Source organism: Corynebacterium sp. HMSC30G07, from assembly GCF_001806945.1.
Taxonomy (GTDB): domain Bacteria; phylum Actinomycetota; class Actinomycetes; order Mycobacteriales; family Mycobacteriaceae; genus Corynebacterium; species Corynebacterium riegelii.
This window is the reverse complement of sequence record NZ_KV786463.1, coordinates 1-21,599: the sequence shown is the minus strand read 5'-3', so window position 1 is coordinate 21,599 and position 21,599 is coordinate 1. Positions and strand designations below refer to the sequence as shown.

Here is a 21,599-nt window from a genome sequence, read left to right as displayed (position 1 = left end):
ATGCGAACTAAAGGCGCAGTGGTCTTCCTATTGTGGTTGGCCGTTCTTCTGGACGGCTTCGATCTGGTCGTCCTTGGCGCCGCGATGCCGGCAATGTTGGACGACCCTAACTGGCACCTTGATCCAGCAGGAGCCACCCAGATTTCAACAGCCGGCCTGGTGGGCATGACGTTGGGTGCTCTGTTCATTGGCGCTGCGACGGACAAGCTGGGGCGTCGCAAAGTAATGATCTTCTCCGTGCTGGCGTTTTCAGTACTCACGCTGGCAATGGGCTTCACGTATAACTTCTGGGCATTTCTGACGCTGCGTTTCCTCGCAGGCTTCGGCCTGGGTGGCTGCCTGCCCACCGCCATTTCGATGGTCACTGAGTTCCGCGGCCGCGCCAAGGCTGGTTCCTCGACCACCACGGTGATGACCGGCTACCACGTCGGTGCTGTGCTCACGGCGTTCCTTGCTCTCTTCCTGATCAGCCCGTTCGGCTGGCACTCTATGTTCATCGTCGGTGCGATCCCGGGCCTCATCCTGGCTCCGGTGATGTACTTCCTGCTGCCGGAGTCGCCCGACTTCCTGCGCGTTACCGGCAGGGAAGAGGAGGCGCGCCGGGTTGCTTCCCAATACGGGTTGAGCTTGGAGGAGGCGTCTGCAGGCGTAGTTCCGCAGGTGGAGGAACAGGCTGGCGCCGCCGCACTTCTCCGACCGCCGTACCTGCGTAACTCCATCGCTGTGTGGGTGACGTCGTTCATGGGCCTGCTGCTTGTGTACGGCCTGAACACCTGGCTGCCGCAGATCATGCGTCAGGCGGACTACGACATGGGTAATGCCCTTGGCTTCCTCATGGTCCTCAACATCGGTGCAGTGGTTGGCCTGGTTATTGCTGGCCAGGTGTCGGACAAGCACTCCCCGCGCCGCTCTGGTCTGGTCTGGTTCGTGCTTTCCGCGCTTTTCTTGGCCATGCTTGCCATCCGTATGCCGATGCCGGTGCTGTACACGGTGGTGTTCCTCACCGGCGTGTTCGTGTTCTCCTCGCAGAACCTGGTCTACGCATTCGTTGGTGAGAACCACCCGTCCAACCTGCGCGCCACAGCAATGGGTATCTCCGCAGGCATTGGTCGACTCGGTGCGATTTCCGGCCCGATGCTCGGCGGTCTCCTTGTTCACCACAACCTTGCAAACCCTTGGGGCTTCTACTCGTTCGCCATCGTCGGGTTGGCTGGCGCGCTGTTCTTCAGCCTGACCAAGCCGCTGGCGGCTATTGACCGTGAGGGTGCCAAGGCTTAAGGAATTGATCGCAGGGCAGGCCCCAGGTCAGCCCTGCGGTGTACGCCGAGCTTCTTGTACACGCGGGTTAAGTGGTACTCAATAGTTTTTGTTGACAGGTTTAGCTGCCGGGCGATGCCACTGTTGGTTTCACCGCTGGCTGCCATATGAGCAATTTCTCTCTCATGCGCTGTCAGCAGCGTTGAGGCCGACTTTTCAGCAGTAGCAATCTGCTGTTCTGCTTGGCAGCGCCGCAGCATCGCCCAAGCCCCCATTGACCCGTAGAGTTCAGCCGCCAGATGCATAATCTCGGCGGCTTTATTCCTGCGCCCATACCTACGCGCCGCCAGCCCGTACTCGTACAAGCAACGGGCGTAATACGCGGGCATGCCGGCATACCGAAGCATCTCTACCGAATCTTCGAAGGTGGAAAATGCCGCGTCGGCGTGCTGGCGGCGAAGATCAATGCTTGCCATTGGGATGGAGTACTTCGCGCGCACGGAAAGCGACACTTCCCGGGAAGACTCGTCCAGTGCCGGGGCTAAAACCTGCTCGGCCTCATCGAGGTGCCCTGCGCGAATCAGGCTTGATGCGTAAACATCCTCCCACGGCCAAAACTCTGGCCGCGGGAAAATCCGCTTCGCGGTCCTAGCCAGGTTTTCCCCGGCCTGAAGCGCTGTAGGAATGTCGCTGAGCTGTGCGGCGATCACCATGTTGGCCATCAGCGATGGCAGCTGTTGGATGGTAAACGCGTCTGCGCCGGGATCGCTGCGTCGTAAGTAATGCTCCGCCAGCCGCTGTTTGCCTTCCAGGGCGGCGATCTGGGCGCCCGTCCATAAGAGCAGCGGCTCTACAAGGCGAGCTTCGTTGCTTTCAGCTAGGAGCAGGCCGTGTTCCACCGTGTGCTTGGCATCGGTCCAATGACCTGCTACAAACTGGGCGCGCGCGTACAGCGGCGCTTTCCACAGGCTGACGTCAACGCTTTCGCCGGGACGCGGCCTCAAGTGGTTGAGGGCTCGCGGAATATCGTCATTAGCCAGGTGCATAAACCCGGTGAGGAAGTCCGTCTCCGGAGCCACCGGCAACGTGATCAGGTGCTGGGAGAGAGAAGCACCGCTTGCCGCTTCGGCAAAATGCTGGACTATCTCAAGGACTGCGGGGTCAAGGTCGTCGCTGGTGGGGGAGGCAAACACCACCTGTCGCAGGCCCTCGATGTCCCAGTCAGCTACTGCAGTCATGACTGCAAGCTTCGTGCGCTTTTTGCCTATCGACGCCACGTCCAACCAATCACCCGCCACCCCAACAGACCCGCCGTACAGGGCCTTCTCTGCCTCCGCTAGCGGTTGCCTTTCACGCTGGGCTGGCTGTGCTGGCTGTGTTGGCTGTGCTGGCTGGGCTGGCTGGGGGAGGTCACTGAGTGTGACCTCCACAGACGCCAGATCGCGCGCCCATTCTTGCGTACCCGCAGCAATAAAGAAGGCATCAGTTGCCGGAAGAGAATCAACAAAACCCGTCAGTGTGTTGCGGTCGCATTGATCAATATCCCGGAGGAGGTACACAGTGCCTTGGGGTTGTGCAGCCACCGAACTGGGAAGCGGAATGGTGCTCGGCGTGATCACGCGAAGCACATCCGGCGGTATCTGCTCCCGCAATCGACGCATCACGGCATTGGTGTTTTCCGAGTCTTCGCGGATGAGAAGGACGAACCCACCGTGGTGGCTAAACAGGGTGCGAGCGAGTCGCTGTGAGTTGACGTCTACTTCAAGGGCCATGATGCTTCGATCTTAGGCCCACCCACTACCTAAACCCGCCGTCCGCAACGTAGCGGCCATCCGGCGCCACATAGCGCGCCTTATAGATGGCGGGGGCACCGGCTTGGAGCGACGCAGCGTCTAGAAGCAAGTGCCATGTGCCGCCGTCGTCGCAGGTGCCTTCGGTGATGTGCTCGATGAACCCGGCTTGGCCCGCGTGGCCGGGTGGCGTCGGTTCGAGCGTGCCGCGGCAGCCCAGCTCCGGGTAGAACACGTTCGGGTAGGTGATTTCTACGTTGAAGCTGTCGCCGCGCCAGTCGCGCTCGATCGAGTACTGGCGGAAGTTGCCGGCCAGCGGCTGCGCCAGGGGGTCGGTGTTAGCCAAGGTATCCAACGTATTCAGTGCGCTGGGCTCCGTGGTGGGCAGCCAGCTGAGCATGTTGAATTCATCCAGCGGGTTGCCAACAACCGTGTCTGTCGGTCCGCTCACCTGCTCCACACGCCCGCCGCGCAGCTCATACTGCGTGATCGTCGCGGTGGTCTCCCCGAAGCGGTACTCCTCCAGCCCCGGGTACATCCCGTTGGAAAACAGCAGGGTCCCCTCGCCGTCTGCAAGTGTGCTCGTGGCCTGCTCCCCGGTAGCTAGGGCTATTGCTATTCTGCGTTCACCGGTACCACCCTCACGCACCAGCAACTCCGGCACGGCGTCTCCATCCACGTCCAGCAACGCGTACTGGAAGGTGCCGTCATGCCCAGGCTGCGGCTCCGGGAAGAAGCGCGCCGGGTTAGCGATGGCATCTGCGTAAGTATCGCGCAGGCTTTGTTGCGGTGCTGGTGGTTGCGCAGGCGGTGCAGCGTCCTGCGTCGCCGTCACAGTCTCCCTCACGGTTTCAGTGGGTGCGGCCGAGTCCGCGATCTTGGTGGTCTCCGTGGCGGTGGCCGTTGCCTCCTGCGCGGGGTCCGCGGACTCCGACGTGCCGCATGAAGCGAGCGCCAGCACAGCAGCGGCGGCGCCGGCGGTGATGATCGTTCGGTTCAACATGCTGTGAGTCAACATGTGGTGAGGCCAGCGGTTGGGGCTGGGGGAACGCTGGGCGTCGATAAGCAAAAAGCTCCTAATAGTAGTAAGGGAACTCGTCCCAGTTCGGTGGGCGCTTCTGCAGGAAGGAGTCGCGGCCCTCCACGGCCTCATCGGTCATGTACGCCAGGCGAGTGGCCTCACCAGCGAATACTTGCTGGCCCATCAAGCCGTCATCAACCAGGTTGAACGCGAACTTCAGCATGCGCTGGGCGGTGGGGGACTTCATGTTGATCTCGCGCGCAACCTGGATCGCCTCGTTCTCCAACTCAGCGTGATCAGCCACGATGTTTACCGCACCCATCCGCTGCATCTCCTCCGCGGAGTAGGTGCGGCCCAGGAAGAAAATCTCACGCGCAAACTTCTGGCCCACCATCTTGGCCAAGTAGGCGGACCCGTAGCCGGCGTCGAAGGACCCGACGTCCGCGTCCGTCTGCTTAAAACGTGCCTCCTCCCTCGATGCGATGGTGAGGTCGCAAACGACGTGCAACGAGTGGCCGCCGCCAGCCGCCCAACCGTTAACCACCGCGATGACCACCTTCGGCATCGTGCGAATCAGACGCTGCACCTCAAGAATGTGCAGGCGGCCGCCCTCGGCTTTCACGCGGGCTTCATCGACGGTGTCCGCAGTGTCGCCACCTGCGTACTGATAACCGGAGCGGCCGCGAATGCGCTGGTCACCGCCAGAGCAAAACGCCCAGCCGCCGTCCTTCTCGGACGGACCGTTGCCGGTAAGCAGGATCGTTCCCACGGACGGGTCACGACGCGCATGATCCAGTGCGCGGTACAACTCATCCACAGTGTGGGGGCGAAACGCGTTGCGCACCTCCGGGCGGTCAAACGCGATGCGGACAATGCCGTCTTTACGCTCCGTGCCCACGTGGCGGTGATACGTAATGTCCGTGAACGCTTCTTCGGTTGCCGGCTTCCACTGGGAGGCGTCGAAGGGGTTGGCGGTGGAGTACTGGGGGTTCTGGCTCATAGGGGTGATGGTACGTGGGCCGCCGAACCTACCGCGTCAGCACCAACACCACCGCGCCCAGGCCCAGCAACGTGACGGCGAAAACCATCACCATAACGCGTGCGATGTTGGGGGAGAGGGATTCGTTTTGGATTCCGTGGACGTCCCGCAGATAATCCGCACGGTTGGAGGACACCACGTAAATGGCGCACACCACCAGCACGGTGATCAAAGCGAAAATGGCAGGACCGTACGCATCCGCCCAGCGCAGCAGCGTCAAAGACACCACTAGCATCGCCATCGCGGTTCGCGCCCAAGACATAGAGGTGCGCTCCGGCTGCAGGCCCGGGTCCTCGTGTGCCTGCAGCGGCGCTTGCGAAGGAAGCAACCTGCCTGAACGCGGCATTTACACCGCCACCATCACAGCGGTCACGGCCAATGCCACGAAGACGATGAAGGACAACACCGGGATAATCGCTGGTACGGGCAGGGGTCGGCCGGTGCGCATCGCACGCTCCACGTGTACCCAGCGCACCGCAGCACCGCCGGAGATGCACAGCCCGCCGAGGATCACCAGGACGGCGACCGCGGTTTGGTAATCCGGGTGCAGGCCGTCGATCTCGAAAGCGGCCAGTGCTACGCCACCTGCCAAAAACGCCAAGGAGGTACGCGTCCAGGCGAGGAACGTGCGCTCGTTGGCAAGGGTGAAGCGCGGGTCGGGCTCGGTGCCGTCAGGAAACAGTCGCTGTGCCAGCCGGCTGCGTTCAGGTGCGCTCATGGTCTCCCACGCTACGCTGGCGCGCATGGAACTGCCCGACGACGCCCTCAACATCGGACTCAACATCAAAGAAATACACGTCGATGACATCCTGCAGCGCTCCCACGTGGTGGCGTTGCCGATGCGGGTGAAGTTCCGCGGCATCACCACCCGTGAGGCGCTGCTGATTGACGGCCCGAAGGGCTGGGGCGAGTTCTCCCCGTTCACCGAGTACAAGCCGCAGGAGGCGAAGCATTGGCTGCGCGCCGGGCTGGAAGCTGCCTACCTGGGGCTGCCGGAAGCACACGGCGCGGTGCCAGTCAACGGCACGGTCCCGGCGGTTCAGCCGCAGGACGTCGAGGCTGTTCTTGAACGCTTTCCGGGCGTGCAGACTTTCAAGATCAAGGTCGCTGAATCCGGCCAGACGCTTCAGGACGATATTGAACGCGTCAACCAGGTCCGCCGCCTGCGTCCGGAGGCCGCGATTCGTGTAGACGCCAACGGCGGCTGGAGTGTTGCCCAGGCGATCGAAGCAGAGCGCGCGCTTACTGAACACGGCCCGCTCGAATACATTGAGCAGCCCTGCAAAACCGTCGAGGAGCTCGGCGCTGTCCAGAACCAGGTGCGCACGCCGATTGCTGCGGACGAGTCGATTCGCCGCGCCGAGGACCCGGCGAGGGTGGTTGGGGTGGTTCCCGTGGGCGTCGTCAAGCAGGCGCCCCTGGGTGGTGTCCGAAGGACGCTGCAGCTAGCCAAGGAGCTGAACCTGCAGCTCACCGTGGCAAGCGCGCTGGATACGGCGGTAGGCATCGATGCCGGGCTGGTTGCGGCGAAGCTCACTGGCTCGCGCGCGGCCGGGCTGGCCACCCAGCGGTTGTTTGTGGAAGATGTTGCGCCGGAGCGGCAGCTTTTCGACGGCACGTTGCACCTCACCCGCACCACCCCCGACCCGGAACGTCTCCACGGGCTGCGCGCGCCGGGGGCGACTCGTGACTGGTGGTTCCAGCGTGTGAGGGAGTGCATTACCCACCTACGGGTGTAGAACTTGTCACACTTCGGTAGTTTTGGCGGGTTGGGCTACATGTGGCGTTAAAGTGCTATGCGGAAATTGTCATTCCCGTTTTTCGGTGACGTCAAAGAGAGGAACTCGAGATGTCTACTCCCGTAGTTCATGAATCCACCGCCTTGTCAGACGGTGACCGCGCCCCCGGCCCAGAGGCGGGCGAGTGGCGCCGCCAACTCATCGGATTGCTCACAGGCATTGTCCTGGCAATCTTGGTGTACATCTTCTTCCCGGCAGGAGCGGCTGACACTGTCGCCCAGTCTTCCGGCGCGAAGGAGGGCGTGGAGTACTCCGCGCAGGCCATGCGCGTTGTCGCCGCAACGACTGTCTTGATGGCAGCGTGGTGGATGACGGAGGCGATCCCGCTTGCCGCAACCGCCTTGGTGCCGCTTGCGATCTTCCCGGTCATGGGGGTTGCGCCGTTTAAGAGCGTCTCTTCCCCGTACGCTTCCGCCACTATCTTCCTGTTCATGGGTGGCTTCCTGATGGCCCTTGGCCTGCAGCGTTGGAACCTGCACCGTCGCCTGGCGTTGGTCGTGGTGAAGTTGGTTGGTACCAGCCCGAAGCGCATCATCTTGGGCTTCATGCTGGCTACGGGCTTTATGTCCATGTGGGTGTCTAACACCGCAACCGCTGTGGTGATGCTGCCGATCGGTACCTCCGTGTTGGCATTGACCGCGGAGTCTGTGGGTGGCATGAAGAATCAGAAGCGTTTCGCCACCGCCCTGATGTTGGCAATTGCATATTCTGCGTCCATCGGTTCCCTGGGCACCCTGATTGGTACCCCGCCGAACGCCCTGCTGAAGGGTTACATGGAGGAAGCGCACGGCATCACCATCGGCTTCGGTGAGTGGATGCTTGTGGGCATGCCGGTTGCAATCGTGTTCACTTTTATTGCGTGGTGGATGCTCATCACCGTCTTCAAGCCTGAGGTTGACCAGATCCCGGGCGGTAAGGAACTGATTGACGCTGAGCTGAAGAAGCTTGGGTCGTGGACCTTCCCGCAGGTAGCCGTGGGTGTCATCTTCCTGCTTGCTGCGCTGACCTGGATTTTCATCCCGCTGGGCCGCAACCACTTCGGATGGGACTTCCCGTACGACGATGCAGTTGTGGGCATTATCGCCGGCCTGCTCATGTTCATTGTCCCGGCCAACAAGGACGGCAAGCGCATCTTGGACTGGAAGACCGCCAATGAGATGCCGTGGGACGTGCTGCTGCTCTTCGGTGGTGGCTTGAGCCTGTCCGCCATGTTCACCGCCACGGGCCTGTCCCTGTGGATTGGTGAGAAGGCCAAGGGCCTGTCGGTCTTGCCGGTGTTCCTGCTGTTGGCTGCGGTCGCGGCACTGGTGCTGTTCCTGACGGAGCTGACCTCCAACACGGCAACGGCTGCAACCTTCCTGCCAATCATGGGCGGTGTTGCAGTGGGTATTGGTTTGACCGAGTCCACCGAGATGAACGTCCTGATCCTGGCTATCCCGGTTGCGCTGGCCGCAACCTGTGCGTTCATGCTGCCGGTGGCAACCCCGCCGAACGCTATCGCGTACTCCTCGGGCCACGTCAAGATGGGCGAGATGATCAAGGGCGGTGTCGGGCTGAACCTGATCGGCCTGGTGCTGATCTCCCTGGCTACCTACTTCATCGCAGTGCCGGTGTTTGGTTTGGTGCTCTAACACTCACGGCTCTAACACTTAGTGCCCTAGTGCGGTAACTTATGGCGCATGGATAACCAGACGCGCCAGTTCGGTGTGGGCGATTCGGGTGAACAACATCCGGGTCGCCCGCAGCAGTATTTTCCGGACCAGTCCAGCCAGTACGGGGGTGGCTACAGCGAGCCGTATTACGGCGGCCCGGATTACAACCAGCCGGACTACAACCAGCCGGATTACGGCGTTTCCAGCTACGACGCGCCCCAGAAGGGGACGAACACGGCCGCGTTGGCGCTTGGTTTGCTGGCTGCGATTTTGGCGGTTGCGGCCGTAGTGCTGTTCTTCCTGTGGCGTGCTTCGGCACAGGAGGCGAACAAACCGCCGGTGACGGTGACGGAAACGTCCACGGCCACAACCACGGTGACCACTACGCGCAAACCCTTTGATTTCGGTTTCGGGGAGCGTGACAACGCGAATCCGGATGAGGAGCCGGCTCCGGTAGTACCCACTGAGGTGCTGCCTACGGATGTCCCGCTGCCGGACATCAATTTTGAAGAGCTGTTCAACAAGCTTGATGAGTTGTCGAGGGGGTAGGCGTGGAGTCTTTCGCTCTTGCCTCGGCGGTGGCTGAGGAGTTGGCAGAACATGTCACTGATGTGGTGATGAGTCCGGGTTCGCGCAACTCGCCGCTGGCGTACGCGTTGCTTTCTCGTGGGGATATCCAGGTGCATATGCGTATCGACGAACGCTCGGCCGCCTTCACGGCCTTAGGGCTTGCCCGCGTGCAGAAACGCCACGTTGGTGTGGTTATGACGTCTGGTACGGCGGTTGCGAACGCGCTTCCAGCGGTAGTCGAGGCGCACATGTCGCACACCCCGCTCGCGGTGATCAGCGCGGATCGCCCGGAGCACCTGGTGGGCACCGGCGCGTCCCAGACCATCTGGCAGCAGGGCATCTTCGGCCGCTATGCCGAAACGCAGCAGGTGCAGTTGCTTGACCACGCTTACGGGATCTCCTTTAGCGCCCCCCAAGTCCATATCAATGTGGCGTTGGATGTGCCGTTGGTGCCGGAGAATGTGGCGTCGATAGGCAAGAAGCTCCGGAGGGTGGGACCGGGGTCCTTGACCAGGACCAATAGGTTTGTGGACCACGGCGTGGTGGATGTGGATCTCACGCGCGACACGCTGGTGATTGCTGGCGATGAGGCGTGGGAGGTGCCCGGGCTGGAGCACGTGCCGACGATTGCGGAGCCGACCGCGCCGACGCCGTTTCACCAGGTACATCCGCTGGCGGCGAGGTTTTTCGCGCAGTCTGAGGTGGCGATTTCCCACGATGGTGGCGATTTCGCGGCCTCCACGAAGCCGGAGCAGGTCATTGTGGTGGGCCACCCCACGCTGCACCGGGATGTGATGGCGTTGATGGCGGATCCGGCGATTGAGGTCATCGGGCTGTCGCGCAGTGAGATTTTCACGGGCAACCCGAGCGTGCGTGGTTCTTCCGTGCGTGTGACGGGCCAGCCGACGGACACGTGGCTGAAGATCTGCGAGGCTGCTGGTGACGTGGGCGCGGAGACCGTTCGCAGCGCGCTGGAGAGCGAGGAGTTTGGCTTTACCGGCCTGCATGTTGCGGCAGCCGTGTGCGACACCCTGGCGGTTGGGGACACGTTTGTGCTGGGCGCATCGAATCCGGTGCGTGATGCGTCCCTAGTCGGCATGCCCTTTGACGGTGTGGACACGTATGCACCGCGCGGGGCTGCAGGCATTGATGGCACCTTGTCCCAAGCGGTTGGCGTTGCCCTGGCTACGCAGGCGCTGCGGCCGGATGAGATCCGCGCCCCGCGCACGGTTGCGTTGGTGGGGGACCTGACATTCCTGCACGATGTGAATGGCTTGCTGATCGGCCCGGATGAGCCGCGGCCCGGCAACCTGACCATTGTGGTGGCCAACGACAACGGCGGCGGCATCTTTGAAACGCTGGAGGTGGGTGCGGATAGCGTGCGCGGGTACTTCGAGCGCGCCTTTGGCACCCCGCACGACGCGGACATCGAGGCCATTGCTGCAGGCTATGGTGCGCATTACCGCCGTGCGGAGAGCGTGGCGCAGTTGCAGCAGATCCTGGTTGACGTGGAAGCGCAGCCCGCGCCGATCACCATCGTGGAGGCCATAACCACGCGTGATACCCGGCGTGCGCTGGCGCAGCGGCTGCAAAAGTAGCGTGAAGTTGATAGTGAAAGTTCACGCGGACTTCACGTTGGGTTGCGCAAAAATTTCCTTAGTTGTGCCAGGGTGACTGAGTATGCGAGTGGGAATCGTTGCAGAATCGTTCTTGCCAAACATCAACGGCGTCACCAACTCCGTGCTGCGTGTGCTTGAGCATCTCAAAGCGGAAGGCCACGAGGCGATCGTGGTGGCCCCAGGTGCGCGCGACTTCCAGGAGGAGGTTCCGGACTACCTGGGTTTTGAAATTGTGCGCGTGCCCACGGTGCGTATCCCGATGGTGGATTCCTTGCCGGTTGGTGTGCCCACTACCAATGTCACGGCGGCGTTGGCGGGGTTCAAGCCGGACGTGATCCACTTGGCCAGCCCGTTTGTGCTTGGTGGTGCGGGCGCGTTTTCTGCATCCCAGCTGGGGATTCCGGCGGTGGCGCTGTATCAGACGGATGTTGCTGGCTTTGCCACGAAGTACCACGCGGCCATGGTTGCCTCCATTGCGTGGGAGTGGACGCGCACGGTGCACAACATGTGTGAGCTGACGCTGGCGCCGTCTTCTGAGGCGATTGCAGAGCTGGAGCGGCACGGCATTGAGAACGTGCACCACTGGGGGCGCGGGGTGGACGCGGAGCTGTTTCACCCGCGGCGTCGTTCAGAGATGCTGCGCCGTAAGTGGGATCCGAGCGGCACGAAGCGTGTCGTTGGGTTTGTTGGCCGTTTGGCCGCGGAGAAGTCCGTGCACCGCCTTGCGCCGCTGGCTCTAGACCCGTCGATTCAGCTGGTGATTGTTGGTGACGGCCCGGAGCGCGCCGCACTCGAAGCCACCCTTCCCGGCGCCGTGTTCACGGGTGCTTTGTCTGGTGAGCAGCTTGCCCGCGCCTACGCCAGCCTGGACCTATTCGTGCACACCGGTGAGTTTGAAACGTTCTGCCAGGCCATCCAGGAGGCGCAAGCTTGCGGTGTGCCCACCATTGGCCCGAAGGCGGGTGGCCCGATCGACCTGATTGCCAACCACGTCAACGGCATCTTGTTGGACGTGGACACCTTCGAGCAGGACCTGCCGGAGGCCGCCGCCTGGATTCTTGATCCTGCCCGATTGGATGAGCTCAAAGCCAACGCGCGTGCCTCGGTTGCGGATAAAACTTGGGACGCGTTGTGTACGCAGCTGGTTGGTTACTACGACGAGGCGATCGCCGGCTATAACCGCACAGTAGTGAACATTTTTGGCCGCGAAGTGCCGCTGCCAGGATGGGCGAAGATTCCGGGGAAAAGAAAACGGGCATAGGGGCCCCTTTTCGCGCCAGGTAAGGCTAAACTTACATGAGTAACCCTTACCTAATTCTTTTGAGTTCAAAGGACGCGGCGCATGGCACAGGAGCTTTTGCTTATCGACGTTCCGGTGGGCACCCAAACCACCATCACCACCACCAACGCTGACGCGGCACTTGACCGTCGGCTGCACGAGCTGGGCCTGCGCCACGGCGCCGAGGTGACCGTGGTGCAAAAGACCGCTGGTGGCGGGCGTGTGGTGCGCACCAACAGCACCCGCTACGCGCTTGATGCACAGGCGCTGCGCAGCATTCACGTCCAGCACACGGAGGCGGCACTGTGAGTACCCCAGCTACTTCCGCCTGTTCCCACTGCGGCGCTACCCCGGACGAGGTCGCACACGGCCAGCCCACCATCGCGCTGGTCGGAGCACCCAACGCTGGCAAATCCACGCTCTTCAACGCGCTGACCGGCGCGGGCGTGACCATGGCCAACTACCCGGGAACCACCGTGGAGGTTTCCCGCGGCGTGTGGCACACCCACAAGGGTTCGCGCCGGGTGCACGAGCGCAGTGAGAAGCACGGTGGGGACTACAACGTCATCGACTTTCCCGGTGCCTATTCGCTGGACCCGATTAGCCCCGATGAGGCGCTGACGCGCGAGCTGCTGTTGGATAACCCCGGCAGACTGGGGGAGGGCCGGCCTGATCTGGTCATGGTTGCGGTGGATACCGCCAACATTTCGCGCGGGCTCTATTTGGCGGCGCAGGTTGCGGAGCTGCCGTATCGCATGGTGATCGTGCTGACCAAGGGCGATGTCGCCCAGCGCCAGGGCCTTGAGGTGGATGCGGACGTCTTGTCGGCGAAGTTGGGAGTGCCGGTGGTGGCGCTTGACCCGAGGCGTAGAGAAGTTGCTGGTCTTGCTGAGGTGGTGCACGAAGAGCTGCACAAGCCGGTGGTCACGCACCGCCCGCACACCCCCGAGGATGACGGATTCGAGGCCGCCGATGCCCGCTTCACCTGGATCGATGATGCGGTCGCGGCCGCCACCCTGCGTGATGAAAGCCGCGCCACCACCTCCGAAACCATCGACCGTTTCGTGCTGCACCCAGTCCTTGGCCCGCTGATCTTCCTGGCGGCCATGTTCGTGGTCTTCGAGATCACCACCACCGTCGCCGCGCCCTTCCAAGACTGGATGGAAGGCTTCTTCACCGGCCCGTTGTCTGACTGGGCGGCAGCCGGACTTGTTGCGGTTGGCTTAGACTTCCCGTTTGTGCATGGCCTGCTTATCGACGGCCTTATCAACGGCGTCGGTATGGTCCTAACGTTTGTTCCTTTGATGGCGTTGATGTTTTTCTGCCTCGCGGTGTTGGAGGATTCCGGATACATGGCGCGCGCGGCCGTGGTGGCGGACCGCGTTATGCGGGCGATCGGCCTGCCAGGCAAGGCGTTCATCCCGCTGATTGTGGGCTTTGGATGTAATGTGCCGGCGATTTCGGCGACGCGCGTTCTAGCGTCGCCAATCCAGCGGCGCTTGACGGCCATGCTGGTGCCGTTTACCTCGTGTTCAGCCCGGTTGACGGTGTACGTGATGATGGCCAACGTCTTCTTTCCCGACCATGCGGGACTTGTGGTGTTTGCCATGTACGTGATCTCCATTGTGTTGGTGGTGCTCTCCGGCTTGGTGTTGAAGAACCTGCTGTGGCGCACCCTCGGCGCAGACCCTTTGGTGATTGACCTGCCGGTCTACCAGCTACCCACGGCGCGCCTGACGGCGTCGGTGACCTGGGCGCGTCTGAAGGGCTTTTTACAAACGGCGGGCGGCATCATCGTCGCAACCGTGGTCGCCATCTGGTTCTTGCAGTCCACCCCGGCCGTTGCTGGCTACTCCTGGGGCGATGAGGAGCTGCACCCGCAGGACTCCGTCTACGGCGTGGTCTCTGAGGCAATCGCGCCGGTCTTTGAGCCGGCTGGCTTCAACTCTTGGTCACTCACCGGCCCGCTGATCACCGGATTTTTGGCCAAGGAGGCACTGATCTCCACTTGGGCGCAAACCTATGCGGTGGCTGATCCTCTGGAGGATGACGCCGGCCCCGAAGAGCAGGGTGACTCGGACCTGGCTAGGGCGGTGCGCGCGGACTTTGAGCAGTCCTCGGGCGGACACGCAACCGCCGCCGCCTGGGCGTACATGATCTTCCTGCTGGCCTACACGCCGTGTGTAGCAACGCTTGCCGCGCAGCGGCGCGAGATCGGCTGGAAGTGGACCATGATCACCATGGTGGGCCAGATCGGCGTGGCGTGGCTTTTGGCCGTGTTGACATTCCAGGTGCTGCGGGTGTTCATGTGATGTTTCGCAGAAAAGCTACCGCTGCCAAGACGCTGGACATGCCACCAATGGAGGCCGTCACTACCGCCATGCGCGAAGGCGCACGTAGCCGCGCGGAGATCTGTCGGCGCACCGGCTTGTCCACCTCCACAGTGGATGCGATCATCCACCACTTGGAGCGCACGGACCTGCTGAAGCTGGAACCGCTGGGCTCCGCGTGCTGCGCTGGCGGCTGCCGCTCCTGCAGCGCGTCGAAGTCGTGCACAGGGGAGCGCACCGCCAGCGGGCCGGTGGCGCTGGTGTTGATGACTCGGCCGGGTGCTGCTGGCAAGTAGCGCCGCAAGTAGAGTGGCCGATATGTCAGTCGGCGATCTTTCCCCCAGCACCCAGAACTATCTCAAGGGCATCTGGGCGCTGTCGGAATGGTCGGATCAGCCGGTCACGTCTACCTCGTTAGCCAAACACCTTGACCTACGTAAATCCACCGTCTCTGAGGCGGTTCGCAAGCTGGGGGAGCAAGGCTTGGTTGCACACCAGCCCTATGGAGCCGTCGAGCTCACAGAGACCGGCCACCGTTACGCGGTAGCGATGATCCGTCGCCACCGACTCATTGAAACCTTCTTGGTGGAAGCGCTTGGTTACACCTGGGATCAAGTACACGACGAGGCCGAGAACCTCGAGCATTCCGTGAGTGATTTCATGGTTGAGCGCATCGACGCGTTCCTGGACCACCCCACCCGCGACCCACACGGGGATCCCATCCCTTCTGCCAGCGGGCGCATCGACGCACCCGAGGCCGTCCCGCTCACCGGCGTTGAGCCGGGACAGACGGCCACGATTGAGCGGATTGCTGACGATGACCCGAAGCTGCTCCAATTCTTGGACAGCCACGGGCTTGTTGTCGGCGCCACCCTGGAGGTGGGCCAGGGGGCGCCTTACTCCGGTGCGCTTGAGGTGCGGCTGGCCGGCGCCAGCGCAGCGGTCCCGCTTGGTCAGGAAGCCACAGACTCCGTCTTTGTGCGCTTGGAGGCGTAACGGCGCTCCCGGGTCACCCCGTGCGGGCCGAACAGGTACACCACGGCAAACACCACACCCTGCGCCAGCACGATCATCCCGCCAGAAGCCGTGTCTAGGTAGTAGGAGCAGTACAGGCCAATGATGGCGCATGCCGCGGACATGGCCGGCGCAATGATCAGCATGGTGCCGAACTTGTTGGTGAGCAGATACGCGGTAGCGCCCGGGATGATCAGCATGGCCACCACCAGGATCACGCCGACGGCCTGCAGCGCCACCACCGAAGTCAGCGCCAACAGCGCCAGCAATGCCGCACCCAGCAAACGTGGGTTAAGCCCAATGGCATGCGCGTGGATCGGGTCGAAGGCGTAGAGCGTAAAGTCGCGGCGTTTGAGCACCAGCACGCTAAAGACAATTGCGCCCAGGATGGCCACCTGCAGCAAGTCATCGCGGGAGACACCAAGCAGGTTGCCAAAGATGATGTGGTTTAGATCCGTATGCGAGGGCGTGACCGAGATCAGTACCAGCCCCAGCGCGAACATGGTGGTGAACACGATGCCAATGGCCGCGTCTTCCTTCACCCGGGAGGTATCACGCACCAGCCCGATCAGCGCCACTGCGATGAAGCCGAAGACCACCGCACCCAGGGCAAACGGCACGCCCACGATGTAGGCCAGCACCACGCCGGGAAGCACCGCGTGGCTGACCGCATCACCCATCAAGGACCAGCCCACTAGCACCAGCCAGCAGGACAACACCGCGCACACAACCGACGCCACCAGGGATGTGGCAAGTGCGCGCACCATGAAGTCATACGCAAACGGTTGCGTCAAGATATCGATCATGTTGCTGATCATGATGCGACCCCCATCCCGAAGCCCTGCACGAGATTGTCGGGCTCTAACACCACGTCAGTTGGGCCGTGCATGAGCACCCGACGATTCAACAGAACCGTCTCCGGCGCGAGCTGTGGCAGCGCCACCAAATCGTGTGTGACCACAAAGATCGTCGTCCCTTCTGAAGCTAGCTCCTTGAGCAGGGCGGTAATGGTGGCCTCGGAGTGTTTGTCTACGCCGGCAAAGGGCTCGTCTAAAAGCATGATGCTCGCGCCTTGCGCAATGCCCCGGGCGATAAACGCGCGCTTTTTCTGTCCGCCGGACAGCTGCCCGATCTGGCGATTCGCAAACTCGGTGAGGTGGGTGCGCGCAAGGGCACTATTAACCGCCGCGATGTCATCGGCATGCGGGCGGCGGGTAAACCCCATGTGTCCGTAGCGGCCCATCATCACCACGTCGCGCACGGTGACCGGGAACTGCCAGTCCACCTCCTCGCTTTGCGGGACGTAGCCCAACACCTGTGTTTTGCGGGCGCGAAGCGGGTCCATGCCGTTGATGCGCACTTCGCCGCAGTCTGGCTTCGCCAACCCCATGATCGCCTTGAGCAACGTGGATTTGCCAGCGCCATTCATGCCGATCAGGCCGCAAATGCGGCCCGGCTCCACGGTCAGCGTTGCGCCGTCGAGCGCAAGCACATCGCCGTATCGCACCACGACGTTGTCAACCGCTATCGCCGGTGTCACTTCGTCCTCCCGGTCAGGCCCTCGATGATGGTGTTGGTGTCATGGCGGATCAGATCCAGGTAGGTCGGCACCGGACCGTTTTCTTCAGACAGGGAGTCCACGTACAGCGTGCCGCCGAACTGAGCGCCGGTGGCCTCAACCACCTGCATCATCGGGGCGTTGGAGACCGTGGACTCACAGAACACGGCAGGGACGTCGTTTTCCTTCACAAACTCAATGGCACCCGCGATCTGCTGCGGGGTGGCCTCCTGCTCCGCGTTGACTGGCCAGATGTAGCGCTCCGTCAGTTTTGCGTCGCGCGCCAGGTAGGAAAACGCACCCTCACACGTCACCAGCGCACGCTGGTTGTCGGGTACTTCTGCCAGCTTGGTTTCCAGCTCATCCTGGACGCCCTGGAGTTCGTTTTTGTATTTCTCGCCGTTGGCCTTGAAGTCCTCGGCGTGCTCTGGGGCGAGCTCACTGAACGCCTTCACAATGTTGTCCACGTACTTCTGCACGTTTACCGGGCTCATCCAGGCGTGCGGGTTGGGCTTGCCGGCATACGCGTCCTCGGCGATGTCGATCGGATCCACGCCCTCGCTGACCACGGCGTGCGGCACATCCAGATCAGCAACAAACTGCGCGAACCAGTTCTCCAGGTTCATGCCGTTATCCAAAATCAGGTCCGCATCCGCAGCGCGTGCGATGTCGCCTGGGGTGGGCTCGTAGCCGTGGATCTCCGCGCCGGGTTTGGTGATGGATTCCACCTTCAGGTGCTCGCCAGCCACGTTGGCGGCAATGTCTTGGATCACTGTGAACGTGGTCAGCACTACCGGCAGGTCCTTGTCGCTTGCAGTGGTGGAGGTTGTTTCCTGCGAGCTTTCCGCAGAGCAGCCCACCAGGCCAATGGAGAGGGCAGCGGTGAATGCAAGGGCAAGTGCCTTGGTTTTTATCATGTGGTTCCTTACTTTATGCGTTGGGAAGTGGCTTTTAGAGGTATGGAAGCGGCGGCGGGCCGACGCGGTGGGACGTGGCGATGAAACGGTCTAGTTTCTGCGCAGACTCATCACGCAGGTACACGGCAAGCAGCCGCATGAGGTTGAGCGTGACTTTTTCGGGATCGGCGCTTGAGTGCACGAGGCGTGCTGAGGCCACGTGGTCGCCGTCGCGAGCAGTCTCAAACAGCGTGATGGCTTCAAGCCACGCGCCCATGTTGGCTTCGTCATGTCCCATGGTGGTGAATAGTAAAGTTCGGCTACCCGAACTTGCAAGTGGAGGGAGGGTGAACAGCCTTCTTTTGTGGGTGGCGAAGTAGACTTGCGCAGCATGGCCAAGGCGGATCTGGAGAAAAAACCCTTCGACGTTGCCGGGATGTTCGACGACGTGGGCAAGAATTACGACAAAACCAACACAGTTTTGTCGTTCGGGCTGGATAAATACTGGCGATGCCGCACGCGCGAACGCCTCCAACTCAAACCTGGAGAGAAGGTCCTCGACCTAGCTGCCGGCACCGCTGTGTCCACCGTGGAGCTAGCCAAGTCCGGCGCATGGGTGGTTGCGTGCGACTTCTCCCAGGGCATGCTGGCCGCCGGCAAGGATCGCGACGTGCCCAAGGTTGTGGGCGACGCCATGTACCTGCCATTTGCGGACAACACCTTTGACGCCGTGACTATCTCCTACGGCCTGCGCAACGTGCACGACTTCGAAGCCGGCCTGCGTGAGATGGCACGCGTGACCAAACCAGGCGGGCGCCTGGCGGTCAACGAGTTCTCCACCCCCGTCATCCCCGGTTTCCGCACCCTGTACAAGGAATACCTACCGCTGGCCCTGCCGCCGATTGCCAAGGTGTTTTCCTCCAACCCGGAGGCCTACGAATACCTGGCGGAATCCATCCGCGCCTGGCCTGACCAGGAGGCGCTTGCGCGCGCGATTAACGCCAACGGTTGGTCCGATGCGGGCTGGCAGAACTTGAGCGGTGGCATCGTTGCCATCCACAGCGCGGTCAAGGAAGGCTAGCGCGCTAAAAAGCTAACGCTGCACGTCCCACAGAGGGGCGTTTCGTGGCGCAAGCTTGGACACGGCGCGCCACGCCCTGGCGATCACATCGCGGTCGTTTTCGCTGACCAAATTGCCCATCAAGCGCGCCGCCGCCGGCATGAGGAAGCGCCCACCTACACCGCGCATGGCCAGTGGGCCTGCGGCGGGCAAGAACTGCGGGTAGGTGAGCAGGCGCGCAGCCGTGCGCGCCAAGGCGAAAGCGTCACCGTAGGCCTCACGCAGCGCGAACGGCCACGCAAGTGTTAGGTCCATCGTGCGGCCGGCGTGTGAAGCGTCCGCAATCATGTCGATCGCCATCACGGCGGTCTCCATGCCGTAGTCAATGCCCTCGCCGTTTAGGGGGTTGACGCAGGCTGCAGCATCACCAATCAGCGCCCAGTTCGGTCCCGCCACGTTGGATACCGCGCCACCCATCGGCAAAAGCGCTGAAGCGACGTCCTCCACAGGTCCCAACTGCCAGTCATCTGCCTGCTGCTCGGCGTAGGTGCGCAGCAGCTTCTTCGTGTTCACCTTCGCCGGTCGGGCGTTGGTAGACAGGGCGCCGCAGCCGAGGTTCACATAACCGTTACCAAGCGGGAAGATCCACCCGTAGCCTGGCTGCACCGCCGTTTCATCGCGCAGCTCAACATGGGAATGCATCCACGGGTCCTCGCTGCGAGGCGACGCGCAATAGGACCTCGCCGCAATCCCATACACCTCACCCTTATGCCAGGTGCGACCCAACTGCTTGCCAAAGGGGGAGCGCACGCCGTCCGCAACAATGACCCACTTGGCGCGCACATCACCCTTTTGGGTGTGCACGGTGTGGATCGCGCCATCACGAAACGTCACGGACTCCGCAGCACACGACTGCCACACCGTGGCACCTCGTGCCTCAGCCTCAGCAACCAACGCCGCATCAAACGCTGCGCGCGGGCTGGCGGAACCAACCGCCGGATACTGGCCATCAGGCCACGGCGCCGTTACGTCCCCGCCGTAGCCATGCAGCTTCAGCCCCTTGTTGCGATACGCAGGCAACACATGCTCCAAGCCAAGCGCTTGCAGCGTTGCCATAGCCCGAGGAGTGAGGCCGTCGCCGCAGGTTTTGTCGCGGGAGGGTGGCGCAGCGTCGATAAGCAAACAGCCCAAGCCGCGCTCCTGGGCGGCAATCGCCGCCGTCGCCCCAGCCGGACCTGCACCCACAACCACGACATCGAACATCACGTGCTCATTGTGCCAGCCCGGCCCTGCTGCAATCCCACAGGCATTGCGTGGACTACGGTTGTCACTGTCATATGCCCGTTTTCAACCTGCAAGGACATCATCGATGACCAACGGCATCCAGCCGTCACCACGCGGCGCGTTTCCCGTAGATCTTGGTAACGACGCGCTCAATGCACGCGTGACCAACGGCATGGCAAAGGTGGAAGCACTGCTAGCGGAGCGTCTATCCAACGGAGAGCCGTTTATCACCGAAAAGGTCAACCACCTTGCCTTTGCTGGCGGCAAGCGTTTCCGACCCCTGATGACGCTGCTGTGCTCCGAATTCGGGCCGAACCCGGATGCTGAGAACGTGACCAAAGGTGCCGTGCTGACCGAGATGGTGCACCTGGCCACCCTCTATCACGACGATGTGATGGATGAAGCCGAGCGCCGCCGCGGCGTGGAATCCGCCAACGCACGCTGGGGTAATTCCGTGGCCATCCTCGCCGGCGACGTGCTGCTTGCGCACACCTCGCGCCTGATGGCGGAGATTGACACCGAAACGGTTGCCCACTTCGCCGACACCTTCCAAACGCTGGTCACCGGCCAGATGCGCGAAACCATCGGCGCGGGCGATCAGGACCCGGTGGAGCACTACCTGAAGGTGATTGAGGAGAAAACCGGCGTGCTCATCGCGTCCGCCGCCTACCTCGGCGCACTGTTTGCCGGCGCCCCGCGTCAGACCGTTGAAAGCTGCCAGCGCCTCGGTGCCGCGGTTGGCCTCATCTTCCAGATTGTGGATGACATCATCGACATTTTCTCCGACCCCGAACAGTCCGGAAAAACCCCAGGCACCGACCTGCGCGAGGGCGTGTTCACCCTGCCGGTCCTCTACGCCATGGAGGAAGACTCAGAGGCCGGCCAGCAGCTGCGTGACATGCTCACGGGGCCCCTGCCTGACGACGCTCACGTGAACTACGCCCTCAACCTCATCTCCCAAACCCGCGGCCGGGAACGCGCCCTGGAGAAGGTTCACGAGTACCTCGCTGTGGTGGAGAGGGAGCTTTCTTTGCTTCCGGACGTCCCCGCCAAGCAAGCCCTTGCCAACCTTTCCACCCTGACCGTGGACCGTGTTGGATAGCGTTTGGCTGGAGTTTGTGTGGGTTCTAGCTGGCGATTTGCAAACTTGCGCATCCGGTGATGTAGAGTAATCCACGCGCTTACAGCGCACGCCAGGTTGCCCGAGCGGCCAAAGGGAGCGGACTGTAAATCCGCCGGCATTGCCTTCAGAAGTTCGAATCTTCTACCTGGCACCAAAGTAGAAAAACCCGTCCACGCAGATTGTTGCGGAGGGCGGGTTTTCGCCGTTCCCGGGTGTAGCCGCTTGTCTCCGGGCCGTTCCCGCTCGGAGTCGAATGCAGTAATTCCGGGAGATGGTGGGTTAAGCGACAAAATGTGTGCTTTTCTCGG

General features: G+C 62.3%; 22 protein-coding genes and 1 tRNA gene. 13 read left to right on the top strand and 10 right to left on the bottom strand.

The window, feature by feature from the left end; all coding sequences use genetic code 11:
- Positions 1-1,278, top strand: a complete 1,278-nt coding sequence (locus HMPREF3104_RS06150) for an MFS transporter (RefSeq protein ID WP_070494828.1) — start codon at positions 1-3, stop codon at positions 1,276-1,278.
- Here HMPREF3104_RS06150 and HMPREF3104_RS06145 read toward each other — a convergent pair.
- From HMPREF3104_RS06145 to HMPREF3104_RS06125, 5 genes are all read right to left on the bottom strand, one after another.
- Positions 1,275-3,029 carry a helix-turn-helix domain-containing protein gene (locus HMPREF3104_RS06145; protein ID WP_070494827.1) on the bottom strand — a complete coding sequence of 585 codons (1,755 nt, stop codon included), beginning with the start codon at positions 3,027-3,029 and terminating at the stop codon, positions 1,275-1,277. The genes HMPREF3104_RS06150 and HMPREF3104_RS06145 overlap by 4 nt on opposite strands.
- 25 nt (positions 3,030-3,054) lie before the next feature.
- On the bottom strand, positions 3,055-4,050 hold the full coding sequence (locus HMPREF3104_RS06140; RefSeq protein ID WP_070494826.1) for a hypothetical protein: 996 nt from the start codon (positions 4,048-4,050) through the stop codon (positions 3,055-3,057).
- Between the two features lie 73 nt (positions 4,051-4,123).
- Positions 4,124-5,068, bottom strand: a complete 945-nt coding sequence (locus HMPREF3104_RS06135; RefSeq protein WP_070494825.1) for a 1,4-dihydroxy-2-naphthoyl-CoA synthase — start codon at positions 5,066-5,068, stop codon at positions 4,124-4,126.
- Between the two features lie 28 nt (positions 5,069-5,096).
- Positions 5,097-5,453 (bottom strand): DUF202 domain-containing protein, encoded by a 357-nt coding sequence (locus HMPREF3104_RS06130; protein WP_052205443.1) that lies wholly within the window; start codon positions 5,451-5,453, stop codon positions 5,097-5,099.
- Positions 5,454-5,825: a YidH family protein gene (locus HMPREF3104_RS06125; protein WP_070494824.1), complete on the bottom strand. Its 372-nt coding sequence runs from the start codon at positions 5,823-5,825 to the stop codon at positions 5,454-5,456.
- Between the two features lie 25 nt (positions 5,826-5,850).
- Here HMPREF3104_RS06125 and HMPREF3104_RS06120 point away from each other — a divergent pair, with 25 nt between their 5' ends.
- The 9 genes from HMPREF3104_RS06120 (at position 5,851) to HMPREF3104_RS06080 (ending at position 15,352) form a co-directional block, all read left to right on the top strand.
- Positions 5,851-6,846, top strand: coding sequence for an o-succinylbenzoate synthase (locus HMPREF3104_RS06120; RefSeq protein ID WP_070494837.1), 996 nt, complete (start codon positions 5,851-5,853; stop codon positions 6,844-6,846).
- Positions 6,847-6,956: 110 nt separating this feature from the next.
- Entirely contained in the window at positions 6,957-8,537 is a 1,581-nt protein-coding gene (locus tag HMPREF3104_RS06115; RefSeq protein WP_070494823.1) for an SLC13 family permease, read from the top strand.
- Between the two features lie 48 nt (positions 8,538-8,585).
- Positions 8,586-9,107, top strand: a complete 522-nt coding sequence (locus HMPREF3104_RS06110; RefSeq protein WP_070494822.1) for a hypothetical protein — start codon at positions 8,586-8,588, stop codon at positions 9,105-9,107.
- Positions 9,108-9,109: 2 nt separating this feature from the next.
- On the top strand, positions 9,110-10,726 hold the full coding sequence (gene menD / locus HMPREF3104_RS06105; RefSeq protein WP_070494821.1) for a 2-succinyl-5-enolpyruvyl-6-hydroxy-3-cyclohexene-1-carboxylic-acid synthase: 1,617 nt from the start codon (positions 9,110-9,112) through the stop codon (positions 10,724-10,726).
- Between the two features lie 82 nt (positions 10,727-10,808).
- On the top strand, positions 10,809-12,008 hold the full coding sequence (locus tag HMPREF3104_RS06100; RefSeq protein ID WP_070494820.1) for a glycosyltransferase family 4 protein: 1,200 nt from the start codon (positions 10,809-10,811) through the stop codon (positions 12,006-12,008).
- An 81-nt stretch (positions 12,009-12,089) separates the two neighbouring features.
- Complete coding sequence (locus HMPREF3104_RS06095; protein WP_083278968.1) at positions 12,090-12,335, top strand: FeoA family protein; 246 nt, start codon at positions 12,090-12,092, stop codon at positions 12,333-12,335.
- Positions 12,332-14,338, top strand: coding sequence for a ferrous iron transport protein B (gene feoB, locus HMPREF3104_RS06090; RefSeq protein WP_070494819.1), 2,007 nt, complete (start codon positions 12,332-12,334; stop codon positions 14,336-14,338). The genes HMPREF3104_RS06095 and feoB overlap by 4 nt, the downstream gene beginning before the upstream one ends.
- The gene (locus HMPREF3104_RS12065) at positions 14,338-14,652 is read left to right on the top strand and encodes a MarR family transcriptional regulator (RefSeq protein ID WP_141738149.1); all 315 of its coding nucleotides are present in this window, start codon (positions 14,338-14,340) and stop codon (positions 14,650-14,652) included. Before feoB ends, HMPREF3104_RS12065 begins: the two co-directional genes overlap by 1 nt.
- Before the next feature lie 22 nt (positions 14,653-14,674).
- Complete coding sequence (locus HMPREF3104_RS06080) at positions 14,675-15,352, top strand: metal-dependent transcriptional regulator (protein WP_052205436.1); 678 nt, start codon at positions 14,675-14,677, stop codon at positions 15,350-15,352.
- Here HMPREF3104_RS06080 and HMPREF3104_RS06075 read toward each other — a convergent pair.
- The 4 genes from HMPREF3104_RS06075 to HMPREF3104_RS06060 are packed head-to-tail and all read right to left on the bottom strand — an operon-like array spanning position 15,310 to position 18,122.
- Complete coding sequence (locus HMPREF3104_RS06075; RefSeq protein WP_070494817.1) at positions 15,310-16,188, bottom strand: metal ABC transporter permease; 879 nt, start codon at positions 16,186-16,188, stop codon at positions 15,310-15,312. The two genes, HMPREF3104_RS06080 and HMPREF3104_RS06075, sit on opposite strands and share 43 nt — an antisense overlap.
- Complete coding sequence (locus HMPREF3104_RS06070) at positions 16,185-16,910, bottom strand: metal ABC transporter ATP-binding protein (protein WP_070494816.1); 726 nt, start codon at positions 16,908-16,910, stop codon at positions 16,185-16,187. Before HMPREF3104_RS06070 ends, HMPREF3104_RS06075 begins: the two co-directional genes overlap by 4 nt.
- Positions 16,907-17,845 (bottom strand): metal ABC transporter substrate-binding protein, encoded by a 939-nt coding sequence (locus tag HMPREF3104_RS06065; RefSeq protein ID WP_083278967.1) that lies wholly within the window; start codon positions 17,843-17,845, stop codon positions 16,907-16,909. Before HMPREF3104_RS06065 ends, HMPREF3104_RS06070 begins: the two co-directional genes overlap by 4 nt.
- 34 nt (positions 17,846-17,879) lie before the next feature.
- Entirely contained in the window at positions 17,880-18,122 is a 243-nt protein-coding gene (locus HMPREF3104_RS06060) for a hypothetical protein (protein WP_052205433.1), read from the bottom strand.
- Positions 18,123-18,215: 93 nt separating this feature from the next.
- Between HMPREF3104_RS06060 and HMPREF3104_RS06055 the strand changes: the two genes are divergently transcribed.
- Complete coding sequence (locus HMPREF3104_RS06055) at positions 18,216-18,905, top strand: demethylmenaquinone methyltransferase (protein WP_070494836.1); 690 nt, start codon at positions 18,216-18,218, stop codon at positions 18,903-18,905.
- Positions 18,906-18,917: 12 nt separating this feature from the next.
- Here HMPREF3104_RS06055 and HMPREF3104_RS06050 read toward each other — a convergent pair whose 3' ends face one another.
- On the bottom strand, positions 18,918-20,147 hold the full coding sequence (locus HMPREF3104_RS06050) for a geranylgeranyl reductase family protein (protein WP_070494815.1): 1,230 nt from the start codon (positions 20,145-20,147) through the stop codon (positions 18,918-18,920).
- 106 nt (positions 20,148-20,253) lie between these two features.
- Here HMPREF3104_RS06050 and HMPREF3104_RS06045 point away from each other — a divergent pair, with 106 nt between their 5' ends.
- Together HMPREF3104_RS06045 and HMPREF3104_RS06040 are read left to right on the top strand one after the other, a co-directional pair.
- Positions 20,254-21,270 carry a polyprenyl synthetase family protein gene (locus HMPREF3104_RS06045; protein WP_070494814.1) on the top strand — a complete coding sequence of 339 codons (1,017 nt, stop codon included), beginning with the start codon at positions 20,254-20,256 and terminating at the stop codon, positions 21,268-21,270.
- 90 nt (positions 21,271-21,360) lie between these two features.
- Positions 21,361-21,445 (top strand) — tRNA-Tyr (locus HMPREF3104_RS06040).
- The last annotated feature ends 154 nt before the right edge of the window (positions 21,446-21,599 follow it).

Coding starts and splice junctions, on each gene's coding strand:
- HMPREF3104_RS06060 (WP_052205433.1), bottom strand. CDS start 18,122: ATGGGACATGACGAAGCCAACATGGGCGCGTGGCTTGAAGCCATCACG.
- HMPREF3104_RS06065 (WP_083278967.1), bottom strand. CDS start 17,845: ATGATAAAAACCAAGGCACTTGCCCTTGCATTCACCGCTGCCCTCTCC.
- HMPREF3104_RS06055 (WP_070494836.1), top strand. CDS start 18,216: ATGGCCAAGGCGGATCTGGAGAAAAAACCCTTCGACGTTGCCGGGATG.
- HMPREF3104_RS06125 (WP_070494824.1), bottom strand. CDS start 5,825: ATGAGCGCACCTGAACGCAGCCGGCTGGCACAGCGACTGTTTCCTGAC.
- HMPREF3104_RS06110 (WP_070494822.1), top strand. CDS start 8,586: ATGGATAACCAGACGCGCCAGTTCGGTGTGGGCGATTCGGGTGAACAA.
- HMPREF3104_RS12065 (WP_141738149.1), top strand. CDS start 14,338: ATGTTTCGCAGAAAAGCTACCGCTGCCAAGACGCTGGACATGCCACCA.
- HMPREF3104_RS06095 (WP_083278968.1), top strand. CDS start 12,090: ATGGCACAGGAGCTTTTGCTTATCGACGTTCCGGTGGGCACCCAAACC.
- HMPREF3104_RS06115 (WP_070494823.1), top strand. CDS start 6,957: ATGTCTACTCCCGTAGTTCATGAATCCACCGCCTTGTCAGACGGTGAC.
- HMPREF3104_RS06145 (WP_070494827.1), bottom strand. CDS start 3,029: ATGGCCCTTGAAGTAGACGTCAACTCACAGCGACTCGCTCGCACCCTG.
- HMPREF3104_RS06080 (WP_052205436.1), top strand. CDS start 14,675: ATGTCAGTCGGCGATCTTTCCCCCAGCACCCAGAACTATCTCAAGGGC.
- HMPREF3104_RS06150 (WP_070494828.1), top strand. CDS start 1: ATGCGAACTAAAGGCGCAGTGGTCTTCCTATTGTGGTTGGCCGTTCTT.
- HMPREF3104_RS06140 (WP_070494826.1), bottom strand. CDS start 4,050: ATGTTGAACCGAACGATCATCACCGCCGGCGCCGCCGCTGCTGTGCTG.
- HMPREF3104_RS06075 (WP_070494817.1), bottom strand. CDS start 16,188: ATGATCAGCAACATGATCGATATCTTGACGCAACCGTTTGCGTATGAC.
- HMPREF3104_RS06045 (WP_070494814.1), top strand. CDS start 20,254: ATGACCAACGGCATCCAGCCGTCACCACGCGGCGCGTTTCCCGTAGAT.
- HMPREF3104_RS06130 (WP_052205443.1), bottom strand. CDS start 5,453: ATGCCGCGTTCAGGCAGGTTGCTTCCTTCGCAAGCGCCGCTGCAGGCA.
- HMPREF3104_RS06100 (WP_070494820.1), top strand. CDS start 10,809: ATGCGAGTGGGAATCGTTGCAGAATCGTTCTTGCCAAACATCAACGGC.
- HMPREF3104_RS06135 (WP_070494825.1), bottom strand. CDS start 5,068: ATGAGCCAGAACCCCCAGTACTCCACCGCCAACCCCTTCGACGCCTCC.
- HMPREF3104_RS06120 (WP_070494837.1), top strand. CDS start 5,851: ATGGAACTGCCCGACGACGCCCTCAACATCGGACTCAACATCAAAGAA.
- HMPREF3104_RS06050 (WP_070494815.1), bottom strand. CDS start 20,147: ATGTTCGATGTCGTGGTTGTGGGTGCAGGTCCGGCTGGGGCGACGGCG.